Source organism: Psychrobacter sp. DM4 (assembly GCF_051307035.1).
Classification (GTDB): Bacteria; Pseudomonadota; Gammaproteobacteria; order Pseudomonadales; family Moraxellaceae; genus Psychrobacter.
This window is the reverse complement of sequence record NZ_CP195536.1, coordinates 2351391-2368842: the sequence shown is the minus strand read 5'-3', so window position 1 is coordinate 2368842 and position 17452 is coordinate 2351391. Positions and strand designations below refer to the sequence as shown.

The 17452-nt window shown below is 43.0% G+C and carries 10 protein-coding genes and 1 pseudogene; 5 read left to right on the top strand and 6 right to left on the bottom strand.

Going from position 1 to position 17452, the window contains the following annotated elements:
- Nucleotides 1-74 precede the first annotated feature (74 nt).
- From ACR64G_RS10100 to ACR64G_RS10075, 6 genes are all read right to left on the bottom strand, one after another.
- Entirely contained in the window at nt 75-923 is an 849-nt protein-coding gene (locus tag ACR64G_RS10100) for an aldo/keto reductase (protein ID WP_435979169.1), read from the bottom strand.
- Between the two features lie 349 nt (nt 924-1272).
- On the bottom strand, nt 1273-2217 hold the full coding sequence (locus tag ACR64G_RS10095; RefSeq protein WP_435979168.1) for a MetQ/NlpA family ABC transporter substrate-binding protein: 945 nt from the start codon (nt 2215-2217) through the stop codon (nt 1273-1275).
- A 48-nt stretch (nt 2218-2265) separates the two neighbouring features.
- Nucleotides 2266-2808 carry an ATP-binding cassette domain-containing protein gene (locus tag ACR64G_RS10090; RefSeq protein ID WP_435979167.1) on the bottom strand — a complete coding sequence of 181 codons (543 nt, stop codon included), beginning with the start codon at nt 2806-2808 and terminating at the stop codon, nt 2266-2268.
- Nucleotides 2809-3036: 228 nt separating this feature from the next.
- Nucleotides 3037-4863, bottom strand: coding sequence for an ATP-binding protein (locus ACR64G_RS10085; RefSeq protein ID WP_435979166.1), 1827 nt, complete (start codon nt 4861-4863; stop codon nt 3037-3039).
- 187 nt (nt 4864-5050) lie between these two features.
- Entirely contained in the window at nt 5051-5773 is a 723-nt protein-coding gene (locus ACR64G_RS10080; protein ID WP_317199183.1) for a response regulator transcription factor, read from the bottom strand.
- Between the two features lie 166 nt (nt 5774-5939).
- Nucleotides 5940-7244, bottom strand: a complete 1305-nt coding sequence (locus ACR64G_RS10075) for an efflux RND transporter periplasmic adaptor subunit (RefSeq protein WP_435979165.1) — start codon at nt 7242-7244, stop codon at nt 5940-5942.
- Between the two features lie 399 nt (nt 7245-7643).
- Between ACR64G_RS10075 and pilG the strand changes: the two genes are divergently transcribed.
- The 5 genes and pseudogenes from pilG (at nt 7644) to ACR64G_RS10050 (ending at nt 17450) form a co-directional block, all read left to right on the top strand.
- Nucleotides 7644-8021 carry a twitching motility response regulator PilG gene (gene pilG, locus ACR64G_RS10070; RefSeq protein WP_435979164.1) on the top strand — a complete coding sequence of 126 codons (378 nt, stop codon included), beginning with the start codon at nt 7644-7646 and terminating at the stop codon, nt 8019-8021.
- A gap of 151 nt (nt 8022-8172) precedes the next feature.
- Entirely contained in the window at nt 8173-8535 is a 363-nt protein-coding gene (locus ACR64G_RS10065; protein WP_435979163.1) for a response regulator, read from the top strand.
- 3 nt (nt 8536-8538) lie between these two features.
- On the top strand, nt 8539-9069 hold the full coding sequence (locus ACR64G_RS10060; RefSeq protein WP_435979162.1) for a chemotaxis protein CheW: 531 nt from the start codon (nt 8539-8541) through the stop codon (nt 9067-9069).
- A 267-nt stretch (nt 9070-9336) separates the two neighbouring features.
- Nucleotides 9337-10590 (top strand): annotated as a pseudogene (locus ACR64G_RS10055) (methyl-accepting chemotaxis protein); the annotation flags it as partial.
- A 218-nt stretch (nt 10591-10808) separates the two neighbouring features.
- Nucleotides 10809-17450, top strand: a complete 6642-nt coding sequence (locus tag ACR64G_RS10050; RefSeq protein WP_435979161.1) for an Hpt domain-containing protein — start codon at nt 10809-10811, stop codon at nt 17448-17450.
- Nucleotides 17451-17452 lie beyond the last annotated feature (2 nt).

The following is a 17452-nucleotide window of genomic DNA, read 5'->3' as shown; positions in this document are numbered from 1 at the left end:
AAAGCCACTGATATCACTATCAGTGGCTTTTTTTTGAGTGACGTTCTACTTCAAAATAGAATTAATATATATTATTAGTCATCCCATTTTGGCGAATAATCAGGATGCTTGATCTTACGTCCGTCACTAGTAGCTAGCTTGCTAATTTCATCCAATTCATCTGTACTAAGTTGTACTTTCATAGCATCTAAATTGCCTTGTAAATGATCAGGATTGGACGTTTTTGGAATAGCAACGCGGTCTTTGTCTGATAATATCCAAGCAAGCGATATCTGCGCTGGGGTCACGTTATGCTTATCAGCGATTTTTCTGATTACTTCATTGTCAAATACATCACCGCGCGCGAGAGGCGAATAGGCTTCTAGCAGAATATGATGATTACCTAAGAATGTCTGCAAAGTATCTTGCTTGATAAAGGGATGAAATTCAACCTGGTTGACGATAATAGGCACATCAGCGTATTTTTTGGCTTCAATAATATTAGCAATGTTAAAGTTGGAAACACCGATGTTGCGCGTCAGGCCTTGTTTTTGCAGCTCACACAATGCTGGAATGGTCTCAGATAATGGCACACGATCGTCTGGCCAATGTAGCAGTAATAGATCTACATAATCGACATCCAAATCTTTTAGAGAACGCTTAGCCGCTTCTTGTAATTTCTCTGGTTCAAACTTCATATCATCAGGGAAAATTTTGGTCGTCAAAAAGAACTTATCTCGAGCCACACCTGATTGCTTGATACCTTGACCAACTTCCTTTTCATTACCATAGGCTTGCGCTGTATCAATATGCTCATAGCCCATTTGTAAGGCTTGGCTCACGACATCGACACAGTCTTGTCCAGTAGATTGCCACGTACCCAATCCGAGTACGGGAATATTGGCTTGCCCTGCCGTACGAATATTATAGTTTTTATTACTCATATTATTATCCTTATGATCAATAGCTTTAAATTTCTAAATTAAAAAGTTAAAACTATCGTTGTCGTTAAAATCGGTAACGCAAGATTTGCTTCAACCTTGGTTTCAGCTATCTACTATAAACGCAGTCGTAGTCAGATGAAAGGGTGGTTGACGGTTTCCTACAAAGGACAAACAGGCTGTAACGTCACACCTTATTATTCGATATGTATTAGTAGGCTGTTAGTAGTATTCGTCAATAAGCGTAAGAGGGAGACAACCGCGTACGACTATAAAGATAAGACAATAAAAATGCCCATCACTTATCAGTAATAGGCATTTTGTCTGAACAGAGCGTCGGTTTCAGATTCAATTACTGAACAGCGACTTGACCTGTAGCAGTTGCCGTACCAGCAGAGGCGGTAACTGTCGCGGTTTCAGGATTCCATATCTTTGGGTATTTGTACCCTGGGAACGTTTTGTTTGCGTACGTCTTAAACTCATCTGAGTTGTAGGCATTGGTAATGTCTTGGACCCATTTTTTGTCTGTATCAGCAGATTTGATCGCTGACCAGTTCACATAATTGAAACTTGGCTCTTGGAACAAAGCGCTAGTCAATTCAATACCCGCGTCAGTGGCATAGTTACCATTGATCACCGCAAAGTCAACTTCATCACGAGCGCGTGGCAATTGCGCGGCTTCTAACTCAATGATTTCGATCTCGTATTTGCTGTTGTCTGCGATGTCCGTTTTTGACGCCGTTAATGGATCGATATTATCTTTGAGAGTAATCCAGCCCAAATCATCCATCATGACAAGAGCACGAGCAAAGTTACTTGGATCATTGGGAGCCGATACCCTCATGCCTTTATAAACCTGATCAAGGCTGGTTTTTTTGCCAGTATAGATGCCAAGTGGGGCGGTTGGGACTTGAAACACTTCAACCAAATCTAGGTTGTTTTCAGTCTTGAATGTATCGAGATAAGGCTTGTGCTGAAAGATATTGATATCCAAATCACCCTCTGCCAATGCCAAGTTTGGACGGACATAATCGGTAAAGGTAATAAGCTCAACTTCATAGCCTTGCGCTTCTAATGAGCTTTTGACTTGGTTGCGTACCATATCAGCAAAGTCGCCTTCGGTAGTACCGATAACGATTTTGCTCTTTTCAGGATCGATATCATTGCCTGATGCGGCAGGTGCTTTTTTGGTAGCTTCTGGCGCTGATGAGTTGTTGCAACCGACGAGTACCAAACCTGATACGCTAGCGACGCCCAAAGCAAGTACCAATTGACGACTAATGTCTGTTAATTTCATAAGGTATCCTTGATAGTAGATAAGTTTTATTTAAGTAGTCATACGGTTTTATCGTTTGTCTAAACGCGTCGCTAACCAATTGCCAAAGGCTTGAATAGATACCACCATCACTGAGAGCATAACGACGATAAAGACCATAACTTCAGTCTGATAGCGATAATAGCCGTAACGAATCGCCAAATCACCCAGACCGCCGCCGCCAATCATACCTGCTGCTGCCGAATATGACAGCAGACTGATACATAAAATAGTCACTGACAACACTAATCCTGAGCGCGACTCGTTGAGTAGCACCTTAATGATAGTAAAGGGCCGTGCCACGCGCAAATCGCTGGCAGATAATGCTGTCAAATCGACATCATTAATAATCACCTGACCGCTATCTGGACGCTCAAGTAAATTGATCAGACGCAGTAAGGTGGATTTGCCCGCGCCAGAATATCCCATGAGGCCAAATATTTCGCCCTGCTGGATAGAGAGTGAGGTTGGCTCAACGGCGGTAAACCGATGAGCTTTGCCATCTGCGCCCTTGATCGAGCGGTCGCTCAAAAAACTCTTGGTCACGTCTTTTAGGACAATCATGTCGCTCATGGCATGCTCAATATTTACTAGATTTTAACTGACAAAGAAGAGAATGGGCGTTTAAAGGGGCGATAATGTAGCATATTATCCAAAGGATTGGGTATAGCGAGTGTTGTCATCACTGGGGATGAGAGTACTGAACGAAGGGCGCAAGAGCATGTCGTTGAGGCGATAAATCAGGTCACTACAGTATACTGAACATGCCAAACTAAGCTAGAATTATGCCAAATAGATAAATCAGACATGACTGTCATGATCGTGAAAATTGTAGTCAGGATCATGGTCGACAGGCAACATAACTAAAAATCGGGTATGACCATTGATGGTATCGGTTTTGATGTAGCCTTGATGTGCAGTTACGATCTGCGCTACTAGCGATAGACCGAGACCAGAGCCCTTTTTCTTTTGTTGCAAGCGTACAAACGGGCTAAAAATCTCTTTGCGCTTATCTTCAGGAATACCTGAACCCTCGTCAATAATTGCCAAAACCGCATAGTTGGGTAGAGGTTCGATAGGCTCTACTTTAGGCTTATTAAGATGTTTTTTAAACAAGCCTTCTTTGCGTGGTAGCCCTACCATGTCAGTACTTTCCAGCTCTTTACTATCGCTCTTTTTTGACCTCAAGGTTGCCAGTAGTGAAGAGGGTTCTTTCTCAGTAGTATGTAGCGTTTGATGAGAGATATGTTCGCGGTTATCTGGCTCAGTAGAAATGATTTCTTGCTCATCGAGAACGACGGTTTCCCCATTTTTATAGATATTAGAGTCGGGCAGATCAGTACTTTTTGCGGTTTTATTAGGCCTATCACTACCTAATAGTTGATGATAAGAATCAAAACCTGATGAATTATAGTCCGCAAAGCTACTATTCATGATGCCTTGTAACAGATAGTTAGGCACAGTACCTGCCTCATCAAGTGTCTGAACCCCATAAAGTAGAATGGTAACAGGCGGCTCACCATGTAGCATCGCGTTAGTCAGGAGATTGCGAATAAGATGAGTGAGCATTGAGGCTTGTCCGTCGATCGTAATGTGTTTACCGATCAAAGTTGCTTCAGGATAATGCTGGCGTTCTTGATTGACCACATCGTACAGATCGAACCGTTCTGTCTGCTGCATGACATGACCTGCATCCAAACGACTAACCAAAAGAATACTCTCAACCAAATCATTAAGACCTGATAAATCGCGATTTACCGCTTGTGCTCTTTTATCAAACTTTACTTTAGTATCAGCCCGCATATCGCTTGCAAGCATATCCATCATCTCAATCTGCAAGCGGATGCGGGTGATGGGTGTGCGTAGTTCATGGGAGGCATGAGCAAGTAATAGATTATTAGCGTCAATGAGATGCTCAATCTTTTGCGCAGCTTGGTTGAATCCGCGAGCGAGCGAGGTAATCTCATCGTTACCGCGCGCATTGACACGAACCGTAAAGTCACCATCACCAAGCTGAGCCATCTGCTGACTCATCTGGTTGAGTCGCCAAGTCATATTGCGAGCGATCCACCACAGTACACCTGCCATAATGATGAGCAAAAGGAGCGTACCTGTGAATAAATTTAACGCCGCTGAAAGCACAGGTTTTTTGGGCGGCAAGCGTGACTCATACAATAAAGTATAGCCTGTACTACTATAAACCTGTGCCTGCTGCGTGGGCGGAGTATCAGCGAATGAGGGAAAAGCACGTGTCAATAGCGATGGCGACGCTGGCAACGCTAGCGGCAGATCGCTATTATCAGTCTGCATCAGCAAATGACCGTCGTTATCGTACAGTCCCATTTTTGCTTGTAACGACTCATCAAAGATATCAAAGCTTTTTTTGACAACAGCGAGCATAAACCTAGCTTGTAATCTATTGTCGTTACTAATAGAGATATTGAGCTCATTCAAAAAAGGGTCTATCTGTCCTAATATCTGTGTTGCTAATACTTTTGAGCGAATGCTTGCGTCTTTGTCGTGAACCAGTTGAGTCAACAGCACCATAGCGACAGCAAAAAGCGTCAATGCGAGCATGACGCTAGCAAACAGTTTTGCGAATACGGAACGAAAACCCAGCTGTTGCATCAAGCCATCTCTATAGTTATAAGCTCATTTTTATTTTAAAAAAATAATTAAGTCACACAGTTAGTATCAATTAGGCAGTGATAGGTCAACAGTGCTAATGCTAAAAAGCAGTGATAACACCAAAAAGTCTGATAAGTTCTAGACTATCAGACTTCTACTGGTTAAAAAAACATTTAGATAATAGCAATCAGACCTGATCAGTTGCGAACTGATAACCGACGCCGCGTACAGTGATAATGCGTTTTGGCTGACGAGGATTATCTTCGATCAGAGCGCGCAGGCGTGAAATATGCACATCGATAGCACGGTCGATATTGTCAGAGCTGTCATCGTTTGGCATCGCTTGCCATAATTGCTCGCGGTTAAGCACTTTGCCAGAGTGAGTAGCAAAATAATGCAAAAGCTGGAATTGATGAGTAGTCAGACGTACAGGTTTATCATCGATAGTGACTTCATGACTATCTGGAAAAACGCTAAGACGACCAAAGGTCAGGCTATCTGACTGACTATCCGCTTGATTGGGCTGCTCATGACGACGGATCACTGAGCGAATACGGGCAAGCAACTCCCGAGGCTCAAAGGGCTTAGAGATGTAATCATCAGCACCCATTTCAAGCCCAAGTACGCGATCGGTAGTATCACCTTTTGCGGTCAGCATGATGATAGGCACTTTATTTGTCATATTATTTTTGTTGCCACGGATCTTTTGGCATACCTGCATACCGTCCATATCGGGCAGCATCAAATCTAATACCACTAGATCGATATCGCGCTCTTTGGTATCTAGTATATCGAGGCCTTCTTGACCGAGACCTGCATGATGAACGTCATAGTAGTTCATAGTTAAATAATCGCTGATCAGCTCGGCTAAATCTGGATCATCTTCAATCAATAAAATCTGCTTACTCATAGTTCATCCTCGAATGGTTGTTTTATACATTTTTACTTATAATATTAGACTATTTTGCCTAGTTTAGGTCTTACTAAACAAGGTAAGCTTTGTTAATATTTCTACACAATGTAACTGTAGACAAAGCAAGGAGCTGCCATTGCTCATATTTTAGTCCTTCAATAAATTAAGAGACAATAACACTTTTGCCAGCAGACTCAACAGGTAAGTCAGCCAAGCATATTAAGCTGTCGTTACTAACGCCTGCGATTAGATACTGATCAGTGCTAGGATCATACTCGATAACTTCAACAGGCTGACGGGTTAAGCGCTGATCTTGCTTGATAATCCAAATATTGGCAGTTAGTGGTGTTATGGACTGATAAGGTGGCTTTTGTAAAGTACTTAAATCCACATCATGCAGCGCACTTTTGGGGACAATCGTGCCGACTTCTATCTGACCATAATTGACACGGCCCATCGCAGCCATTCCGGGTTTCAACTTTTCACGGCTAGTCTCATTGCCGATGACGCTGACGTAGACGAATAACTGTTTGGCAATGGTATCGACGTCTAATTTACTAACTTGACCGGTAAAGGTATCGGTTAATTTTTCAGCAGTAAAGTTGACAGTCTGCCCAATAGACAGCTGAGATTTGGCCTGAATAGGTAGAGTTGCGATAAAGTGGAGATTGCTCTTTTCACCAAGCTCTAACAGTAGCACGCCACTCTCTACTGTCTGCATAGGTTGAACAAAAATTCCACTGATATAACCTGACTTTTTTGCAAGTACTGTAATGGGGGCAGAGCCTTGTTTGCTACTCTCTGTACCTTTATTCACCAAAGGTTCGGCCGAAGTGCCAGTATCAAGGGTACTGTCAGGTTTAAGAGAAGTGTTATCAGTTTTGACGAGGCTATTAGAAAAGGGCTGTCCCTTGTTCATCTCTTCTGGTTTTAACGCGTTTTGGTCCTGAATCATTTTTTGGTTTTGCGTATCTTCTGCGGTTAATTCTGACAATCCTTCATCACTTTTTGCTCGATTCACAAGACTTTTGTTAGTTTGAATTTGCCTAACTTGGGTGTCGATCTTGCCCGTTGATTTACTCTCGTCAGAACCCTTTTGTGTGGCTTTACGATGCACAATAAACAACGGCGCGCCTTCTTTGACCCATTGGCCTTCTTTGACCAGTACTTTGTCTATGACAATATCTTGTGCTGCGATCATCTTTTGTTGCTCAGCAGGTTCAAGGTTGCCTTGAAGCCCTAGACTTGGCTGATAACGAGACGACTTTATACTTAAGATGTGCTCTGGACTCATCGTCACGCTATCCTCTTCAATAACTACTGGAGTATCTACCTGCTGATCCGAATTTGAGGTATCAGTATTCGGTGGCTGACAGGCAAGAAGAAGCCCTGCGCTTAACACATAGATGGCACTTTTCTTGCATATTTTCTTGCATAATAATAGAAAGGGTAGATGAGAAGAGGTCATGCGAATTACCTTTATAAACGTTATTTAATTATATTGTAAAATAAGACCAGCTAGTGCCTTGTCATTCATGCAATTAAAGAGTGTCAATAGACAAATGTGTTTTTAAATATTAGGCAGCAACAATTAAATAGCTGGAAAAACTCAAATAACTATGCTAAAACAAACACAGACTAATGCTGATACATATTTATTACAAATGATAAGTATTTGGCAATATTTGGATATATAAGAAATACAGGGGACTAGCTTTATCTTGGTTACGCAATCAAGTAGCATAGACGACGATGAACCCGTAGCCGTTTAAGCTTGAACTACCGTCTGATAATAAATCAAATAATAGTAAAGCGCTTGTTAAATAATAGTAATATGAGTGAACAGTCGTTTATAGGATAGGGACACATGGATAATAATTTTGATGGGTTAAAAATTATGGTCATTGACGATTCAAAGACCATTCGTAGGACAGCAGAGACTTTGCTACAAAAAGCAGGCTGTGAGGTCGTAACAGCCATTGATGGTTTTGATGCGTTAGCCAAAATTGTAGACAACAACCCAGATATTATTTTTGTAGATATCATGATGCCGCGTCTAGACGGTTATCAGACCTGTGCTTTGATTAAGAATAATCCTGATTATGCTAACAAGCCTGTCATTATGCTGTCCTCAAAAGATGGTCTGTTCGACAAGGCGCGTGGACGTATCGTAGGTTCTGATGAGTACTTGACCAAGCCCTTTAGTAAGGATGAGTTGTTTGAAGCCATAAACCAGTATCGCTAACCGCATCTTTGTAACTGTGACCTGCTGTTAAAGGTGCTGAAATACAAAGGACTTAGCAGTAACAAGAACTCAGAAATAAAAAGTATCGCAATTAAGATAAGCTTCTACCAACACCTTTAAAGTACACAACCGATAAATAAAGGATATACCCATGACTACTGTATTAGTCATCGACGATTCGCCCTCTGAGATGGCAAAATTTCGTGACATGCTTGCCAAACATAGCTTTCATATATTAGAAGCGACTAACGGGGAACAAGGGTGTCAAATGGCAACTGATCATCTGCCAGACGTCATTTTGATGGATGTGGTTATGCCTGAGATGAATGGTTTTCAAGCAACACGGAAAATAACTCGCGGTGCAACAACAGCTCATATTCCTATTGTCATGATCAGTACAAAGAGTCAAGAGACAGATAGAGTGTGGGGCAAGCGTCAAGGTGCCAAAGAATATATTACTAAGCCTGTTGATGAATCGCAATTGCTAGAAACTATTCGTAGAGTAATGGAGTAACTTGTGGCGTCTAGAGGGTTTATTGAGCTTTTACGCCTAGCTGATTTAGCGCGTGCTCGCAAAAGCGGTCGCCGCGGCGGGCAAGGGTCTGACTGGCAAGGGGTGGTTTTTGAGATTGGCGGACAACGTTTGGTTGCGCCTATGGGTGAGGTGTCAGAGATTCTTATGATGCCTGAGTACGCGACTATGCCGCTCGTGAAGCCTTGGATGCTAGGTATCGCGAATATTCGCGGACGCCTATTGCCATTAACTGATTTGTCCAAGTTTTTACATCTTCCTAACCGACTCTTGCAGATGAGTCAACGCAAAGTCATCGTTATTGATCATAATGCTGTGTTTTCAGGATTATTAGTCGATCAAGTACTAGGGATCGAGCAGTTCAGCCAAGACCAGTACCGAGCAGAGTCTATCGATGGTCAATCGCCCTTTGCGCCTTACAATCATGGTAAGTTTTATAAAGATGAGCAAGATTGGTTCATCTTCATGCCAAGTTTACTGGTACAAGATAAACGTTATAGCGATGCAGCTATATAGAATAATAAGTATATGATTACGGCATATCAGCACTCATGTAGACTCTTAAACGTTAAGTTGACAAACAGCTGACGCGGGTTGAGTCAGTCACGGTAATATTTTTGCGACTGTTTTAAAGGAATAAGCACGATGAGTAATATTACAAAAAGTTCAGCGACGGGTACCAATAGAGCACTGGCACCAAAAGAGAGCAGTAATAAGTGGAAAGGCTTATTGGCGATCTTAGCCTTAGTCAGCGTAGCCTGTTTGTTTTGGTTGATAAGCTCCTTGTCATCGCTAAGCCAATATGTGACTGACTTTAACCAGTCTGTTTTAATACCAGCGCTATTATTCGTAGTGGCACTTTTGGGTATTCTTTATGCGCTGTCTCAGATATTTGGGCAACGCGGTAGCTCTGAGCGCTTGTTGATCGAAAAAGAGACTTTGCGTAATAGACAAGAAGCTGACGCTGACTCTGAACGTGCGCGTCAAATTCAAGAAGAGAATGACCGTAACCAGATGGCTATTTTGCGTCTGCTTGATGAGCTTGGAGATTTAGCTGATGGTGATCTGACTGTCAACGCGACCGTATCAGAGGATTTTACGGGGGCAATCGCCGATTCTGTGAACTTTGCCATCGATCAGTTGCGCCAACTAGTAACCGCTATTAACAGTACCGCGGACCGCGTATCTCGCTCATCAGAACAAACTCAGGTTAATGCCTTTGAGCTAGCACGAGCATCAGAGGATCAAGCACAAGATATTGCGGGCGTCTCAGCGTCTATTAATGAGATGACGCTCTCCATTGACCAGGTCTCAAACAACGCTGCTGAGTCTGCCGCTGTCGCCAAACGTTCTGTTGCTATTGCCTACAACGGTGCTGAGGTCGTACAGCGCTCTATCGATGGTATGAACGTTATCCGAGATCAGATTCAAGAGACCTCAAAACGTATCAAGCGTCTAGGTGAGTCCTCACAAGAGATTGGTGATATCGTTGGATTGATCAATGATATTGCTGATCAGACTAACGTTTTGGCCTTGAACGCTGCTATTCAAGCCTCTATGGCTGGCGAAGCAGGACGAGGGTTTGCGGTCGTCGCTGACGAGGTTCAGCGTCTCGCTGAGCGCTCAGCTAATGCAACCAAACAGATTGAAACTTTGGTCAAGACCATTCAGACAGATACCAGTGAAGCGGTAGTATCTATGGAGTCAACCACCTCTGAGGTAGTACGTGGTGCACGTTTAGCTCAAGATGCTGGCGAGGCGCTAGAAGAGGTTCAAAACGTATCAAACACCTTATCTGATCTCATTCAGAATATCTCGAACGCCGCTCAGCAGCAAGCACGATCAGCAGGAACTATTTCACAAACGATGACGGTCATTCAGGACATTACCTCGCAAACCTCTTCAGGTACTATGGCTACAGCGCGCTCAATTGGTGAGCTTAGTGAGATGGCGTCAGCGCTTCAAGATTCGGTGACTGGTTTTAAAATCTCAAATGATGATGAGCAGTTGGATGAAGCTCATTATAGTTTTCAATAAAAAATATGAGTAACATGAAAAACAACTACTATCTATATTGACTACCAGATTACGCCTGATATCTATCAAATCAAGCTCTCAGGCGTTCGTAGTTAATCTAAGAGACTAATAACGCCGAACGTTATTGTGTCAACCAAGTAGTCGCTCATATCTCCAAAAGTCGATAAATGACAATAATCAGTGCCTATATTTGCGCCACAGAGAGTCAGGAATAACCTATGAAAAATAAGCCTAAGGATATGGCGACGCTTGAATGGCTATTGCCCTCACTCAATCAGCAGATCTCACAAGTCGCTGAAGAGTGGCAACTAGGTTCTGATAATCAAAACCCTCAGCAAACTATACGACATTATCATGAGATCATCGATGCGCTAACTATCGCTGACATGCCTTTGCTAGTAGAACTGGCAACTAAGTTAAGTTTGTTAGTAGAGAGTAGTGTACGTGTGTCATTAACAAATAAAAATGCTCGTACAGGCTTATTATCTCATCAACTATTGCAACACGAATTGATAGAGTATGTGCAAACTGGTAGCTACCATACCGAACTACTCAACGACACAACCAACGAGTTGACGCGGATACTATCTGATATCTCAGCTACGACTAAGGACAGCTTTATTACTGATGACACTATTATCAACGATAAGGCGAATTATAACACTGGTATCAACAACGATATTGACGTAACAAATGATACGACGTATGACATAGAAGGTAACTTGTCTGGGAATCAATATCAGCAGTTGTTGTTCGTCTGGCGTCAACAGGTAGAGCAGCTATTGACTATTAATGATAATCAACAGCCTATTCTTGAAGTACTAGAAAAGGTCAGTCATTATCTAGAAAAAACTGCTCATAATACTGATCAAGAACGCCTTTGGCATCTTAGTCAGCTATGGCTTCGCAATCTTGCACATAATCGCGCCCCATTACCTGAAGACTACACTTCGCTGCTAGCGCAACTAGAACAAGTCATAGAGTCAATCAAACAACAAGCACATTCAAGCTATCAAAATACAACTTTATCAGAGGATCATATCAAAGCACTGATACAAGTAGTTTATGCTGAGCTACTTGCTCTGTCTGAGATTGATGAGCAGGTACAGTTGATTGTCGACCGATCAGCGCCCGATGATGCATTCGATGTTTTATCTCATACCTTAGCTGAGCTTGAAACCGTTATATTCAACTTAGATCATCCGCACACCGTAGCGTCTTTATTACATCGCGTTAGCACTCGACTTGAGCGTCGTGGTCACTCTGCTTATGCAACGCAGGCTAGCACCATTGCCCAAGATACAGAGCGTAGTTTGGCGTCAGAAACAGGGTTTGAGCATCAAGAGCAGATTGAGCAGCAACTTCAAGAATTATATAGTGATATCTATCGGACATTAGACGATAACCAAGCAACAGAAAGCCAGACAAAAGATACTGCGCCAGAAACAGAAACAGAAACAGAAACGCTCATTAAGACAGAAGAGGACATAGCCTCCAATCTAGTCATTGATGATTTTGATTTGGACGATATCACTAGCAGTAGCATGGTTGATAACAACAGTACAGCCGATACTGACTTTACAGCGATAAAAGCGCTTGATATTGACAATATTGAGGATAATGATTTTGACATTGAAAGCTTTAATATCGAAAGCTTCGATGTTGAAGATCAGATGTCATACGAAGAGCTCGATAGTGAAAAAGAGCTTGAGAGTAAAACTGATAGTAAGACTGAAAGTATCGATATCGATGATGATACTCATAATGCTTTTGTTGAGAAGTCAAAGGAAGTCATTAGTGACTTGCAAGACTTTTTACCTATTTGGCAACAAGATCCTCAAGATCTGACTGCTTTGACTGAGATACGTCGCGGCTTTTATGTGCTAAAAAGTCTAAGCCTTATGGTCGAGGCTTTGAGCATGAGCGAGATGGCATCGTCTATTGAGAGTTTGCTGAATCATCTCCTAGAAAGTGCAGAGCAGGTACAGGATGATGTAGTGACATTGGTGACTCAAGCGATAGCACAATTACCTAAGATGGTAGCTGACTTTGATGGTCATCATTCTCCAAGCATTGATGCTACTGCTATAGCGTCTGACAGTAGCGCTTTACTGAATAACTCATTGAGTAATCCAGACTCTAGTATGGCGCATACTGATGATATTGAGTCTAACGGCAACTTATCAGATGACGATGATATAAACGATAAAACTAACTTAGAGAATACTGATCTAGAGGCCGCTGACTCAAAAAATACTGAGAAAGAAGGTTCTTTATTTGCTTCGGATTTACCTGCAGTGCTACTGCCTTTTGTACGGGACACTCAGCAATTACCAGTAGACGCCCATGATGCTGATCCTGATATCAAAGAGATATTTATAGAAGAGGCGGAAGAGGTCTTAACTGAGATATCTCCTTTATATGAAGACTGGCAACATGCTCCTGACAATTTAACAGTTTTGCAAGATATTCGTCGCGGGTTTCATACTCTCAAAGGGTCAGGGCGTATGGTTGGTGCCAATTACACGGCTGAGCTTGCATGGTCTATCGAGAATATGCTCAATCGGATATTGGAGGGTAGTATTACCGCTTCAGCGCCCATAAAAACACTTATCGCTGACGTGCTGGCAGCTTATCCTACTATGATGACAGTATTTGCCAGCGATACTCATGATTACCCTGCGACTGTACCTTTATGGATTGCTTGTGCAAACGCTTACAGCGAGCAGCTTGGGGATGAGTTTAGTTATACGGTGATTAAGAGTGAGCAAGACTTCAGTGAGTCTGAACCTATAGTATCTACTACCACAGCTGACAAAGGCGCCGATAGTACGCTACAGACCATACACTCTATCAATGAGGTTATGGCAGAAGCACCAGTAGTTATACCGCCGCAAAGCGAAGAAGAGCAAGAGTTTGGTAAGATATTTATCGAAGAAGCTGAGGAATTATTACAAGATATTGTCGATTTTGTTACCTTGCATAAAGACGATACTGAAGTCGATGTGAGCGATGATATCGTTCGCGCCTTTCATACTTTGCGAGCCGCTTCAGGCTCTAGTGCCTTGATTGCCATCAGTGACGTCAGCGCTGCAATAGAAAAGAGCTTGGAGCAACTGCAGCAGCAGGATACTCCGATGAGCGCACAGCATATTATAGCGCTTACGCAGTCTGTTACTCTAATTGATGGGTATCTAGGCAATTATAAACAAAGCATAAAACAGCAAGCCTTGACGGTTGAGCAAATACAAAGTCAGCAAGACTTAGTGTCTTTGCAAGCGATGCTTGAGGAGTCTGATGATACGACTATAGTACCCGACAATCAACTCAGTGTTGCTGAATTATTGGAAGATGATATTGACTCTCTATTAGATGCTGAATGGCAGCTTACTGAGATGCTAGGAGAGTCAGGTATAGAGCAGGCCAAAGCTTATATCATAAAGCAAAGAGTGCAAATCGCAAGCTTACGCCATAAAACCCAAGAATCACAAAAATTTAGCACTCTACTCAGTGCTTTAGATCACGCTTATAACTACTTAAGCACTCATCCCCAAAAAGCTTATGACAGTGATATTCAAAGTATACTTTTAGATGGTCATGCGCAGCTCGTTGATTTATTTGATGCGTTAGCCGCTAGTATGTCCTTGAAGGTGGATACACAAGTCCTTGAAAACTTAAACAACTTGATCGATGATAGTAGCGATGAAGGTGATAGTCATTCTGTAGACAATAGTAGTAGCCAGATGCCAACTATCGATACAGAAACGACTAGTATTGCTCCAGTTAAAAGCCGCCGCGACCCAGAGACTCGTAGCGAAGCTATTGATACCGATGCTGAGCTATTAGAGATCTTTTTGGAGGAGGCACAGGAGCTTGATAGTGCAATCGCTCAAGCATTCACTAAATGGCGCGCTGATATTAATGACTTTGGTGCGCTAAAAGAGTTGCAACGTTACCTGCACACCATCAAAGGTGGCGCGCAGATGGCTGAGATCAAGAGTATCGCAGCTTTAACTCATGAAGTAGAAAGTATTTATGAGAGCTTTATAGAAGGACGAATAGCACCGACAGCGCAGTGGGTTGATGTGATGCAGAGAGTACAAGACACCTTATCGCTACAGATTACTCATACTGTTAATCATAATGAGTCCTTCTTTGCCGCGTCTTTAATTGCTCAGTTGGAAGAATTTGTACGAAACAAATTACTACCAGAGCAAGTTGAGCTTATACTGCCAGTACCAGCACCGACAACTATCGCTACAAAGCCGCATACGGATATACAAAGTACCTCAGAAGAACAGATGAGTTTGGATGACATCATCAACAGCTCTTGGCCGAATGGTTCGCCAGATAGCGATATTTTGGCAGTGTTCTTAGAAGAAGCTGAAGAGATCACCAATCGCGATAAAGACTTACTCGCATTTATGAACGATGCTGATGCGGCGGATGCTGTCCAAGCATTGCAGCGAGACCTGCATACATTAAAGGGCGGCGCACGTATGGTCGCTGCAAGTGGAATTGCAGACTTAGCTCACGAGATGGAGACTGTCTATGAGTATCTGGCAACTAAGCGTCGTCCTACTACTGATATTATCGTAGCGTTGTTAGTCGCTTGTCACGATTGGTTGGCTGATGCTACCTCTATACTCGAGCAACGAGTTAACCCAGCATTACCCACCGCGCTAATAAATGCGCTTCAACAGTTCATCAAAGATCCAGCGCGCTTAGTGTCTGTACCAGATGAATCTCTTGAGGAACAACGCCGCTCGCTCTTAGCGGCTCATGCTATCTTGCCGTCAGACTCGCAATTACAGTCTCAATCGCCAACAAAGACTGTTTTGCAGACCGCAACGCCTTCAAAACAAATATTAGAGACATTGACTCAAGACTCAGATCAGCTACAAGCACTAGATGCCAATTACGATATCAGTACCCGTATCATCACCCACGATATTAGTACTATGCCTGCTATGAGTGGGCAGTTCGCGCAACAAGAGCAGCGCACCGATAGTAATGAGATGATTCGCATATCAGGTGGCCTAATTGAGCACATGATTAACCTATCTGGTGAGTCAGCGATTAACCGTGCCCGTATCGATATGGGTATGAGTAGCTTGACTAGTAGTATTGAGGAGATGGGAACAACGGTACAACGCCTGGCTGACCAGCTGCGCCGGATGGAGATTGAGCTTGAAGCGCAAATTCTATCGCAGATTGATGAGGAGCTGATTGGACATGAAGGCTTCGATCCTTTGGAGATGGATCAGTATTCCTCATTGAATCAGTTGTCCAAATCACTGACAGAGTCGGCTTCTGATTTAATTGATATTAACAGCACCTTGCTTGAAAAGACTCGAGATAGCGAAAGTCTATTATTACAGCTATCTCGCACGCAAACGGAGCTCCAAGATGGGCTTATGAATTCAAGAATGGTGCCGTTCACGCGTCTGAAACCGCGTCTTGAGCGTACTGTCCGTCAAACAGCCAATCAACTCGATAAAAAAGTTGAGCTGACGATTAAAAATGCAGAAGGCGAGATAGATAGAACTATCTTAGAGCGTATCACATCGCCCTTAGAGCATATGTTGCGCAATGCTGTCGATCATGGTGTTGAAGATACCAAAACTCGCCTAAATGCTGGCAAGAGTAGTCAGGGAAATATCTCCTTGGAGGTATTGCGAGAAGGTAGTGAGATCGTCATTATGTTGACAGATGATGGCGGCGGTATTGATGTCGAGTCCGTACGTAAAAAGGCGGTCTCTCAAGGCTTGATCGAGGAGAGTGATACTAGCCTTACTGATAGTGATATTATGCAATACATCTTTAATGCTGGTATCACGACTACGCAAAAAGTGACCCAAATATCGGGTCGCGGTGTGGGCATGGATGTCGTTATTAGTGAGATCCGTCAGCTCGGTGGCTCAGTATCAGTGACATCAGAGGCAGGAGTAGGTTCGCGCTTTACTATACGCGTACCATTGACCGTTGCCATATCTGATGCGTTAGTTGTTCGCGCAGCTGATCGCTACTATGCTATTCCTTTAGTACAGATCGAACGCGTGGTACGAGTCAACCCAGAAAAGCTACAAGATCATTACCAGTCAGGTGCGACAACCTTACAGATTGATGATGTAGATTACCGAGTACGTTATCTAAACGAGATATTATCAGGCAATCAGCTCAACGATCTTATAGTCAGTACCAATGTTAGCCTACCGCTCATCATTATCAAGAACAGCAGCGGACAGAACATTGCATTGCAAGTGGACCAAATAGCAGGGTCGCGTATTGAAGTAGTAGTCAAACCATTAGGACGTCAGCTATCACATATACAAGGCATTTCGGCAGCGACGATCATGGGTGACGGTTCTGTCATGCTGATACTAGATCCTATTGCGCTAATGCGTAATGCGTCAATGCTTGAACCCATAGTGCCATTGACTAAACAAGGCGCTAAACAGTCGTCAGCCCAGCCACATGTCCTAATAGTGGATGACTCAGTGACTGTACGTAAAGTCACATCGCGCTTTTTGGAGCGTCAAGAGTATACCGTTACCTTGGCAAAAGACGGTGTAGATGCAGTTGAGATATTACAAGAGACGTTGCCTGATCTCATTTTGCTAGACATTGAGATGCCGCGCATGGATGGCTTTGAAGTTGCCATCCAAATTAGAAATAGTAAGCGCTTACAACATATTCCGATTATTATGATTACCTCGCGTACGGGTGAAAAGCATCGTGCGCGTGCGCTTGAGATTGGTGTCGATGACTATATGGGTAAGCCTTTCCAAGAAAACGAGCTCCTTGATAATATCCAGCGTCTATTAGCTACTAATAATAGTCTGACTTATGAGGGATAAGG

Excerpts from the sequence above, each read along its gene's own strand:
- ACR64G_RS10100 (WP_435979169.1), bottom strand. The coding sequence starts at position 923 with ATGAGTAATAAAAACTATAATATTCGTACGGCAGGGCAAGCCAATATT.
- ACR64G_RS10095 (WP_435979168.1), bottom strand. The coding sequence starts at position 2,217 with ATGAAATTAACAGACATTAGTCGTCAATTGGTACTTGCTTTGGGCGTC.
- ACR64G_RS10090 (WP_435979167.1), bottom strand. The coding sequence starts at position 2,808 with ATGAGCGACATGATTGTCCTAAAAGACGTGACCAAGAGTTTTTTGAGC.
- ACR64G_RS10085 (WP_435979166.1), bottom strand. The coding sequence starts at position 4,863 with ATGCAACAGCTGGGTTTTCGTTCCGTATTCGCAAAACTGTTTGCTAGC.
- ACR64G_RS10080 (WP_317199183.1), bottom strand. The coding sequence starts at position 5,773 with ATGAGTAAGCAGATTTTATTGATTGAAGATGATCCAGATTTAGCCGAG.
- ACR64G_RS10075 (WP_435979165.1), bottom strand. The coding sequence starts at position 7,244 with ATGACCTCTTCTCATCTACCCTTTCTATTATTATGCAAGAAAATATGC.
- pilG (WP_435979164.1), top strand. The coding sequence starts at position 7,644 with ATGGATAATAATTTTGATGGGTTAAAAATTATGGTCATTGACGATTCA.
- ACR64G_RS10065 (WP_435979163.1), top strand. The coding sequence starts at position 8,173 with ATGACTACTGTATTAGTCATCGACGATTCGCCCTCTGAGATGGCAAAA.
- ACR64G_RS10050 (WP_435979161.1), top strand. The coding sequence starts at position 10,809 with ATGAAAAATAAGCCTAAGGATATGGCGACGCTTGAATGGCTATTGCCC.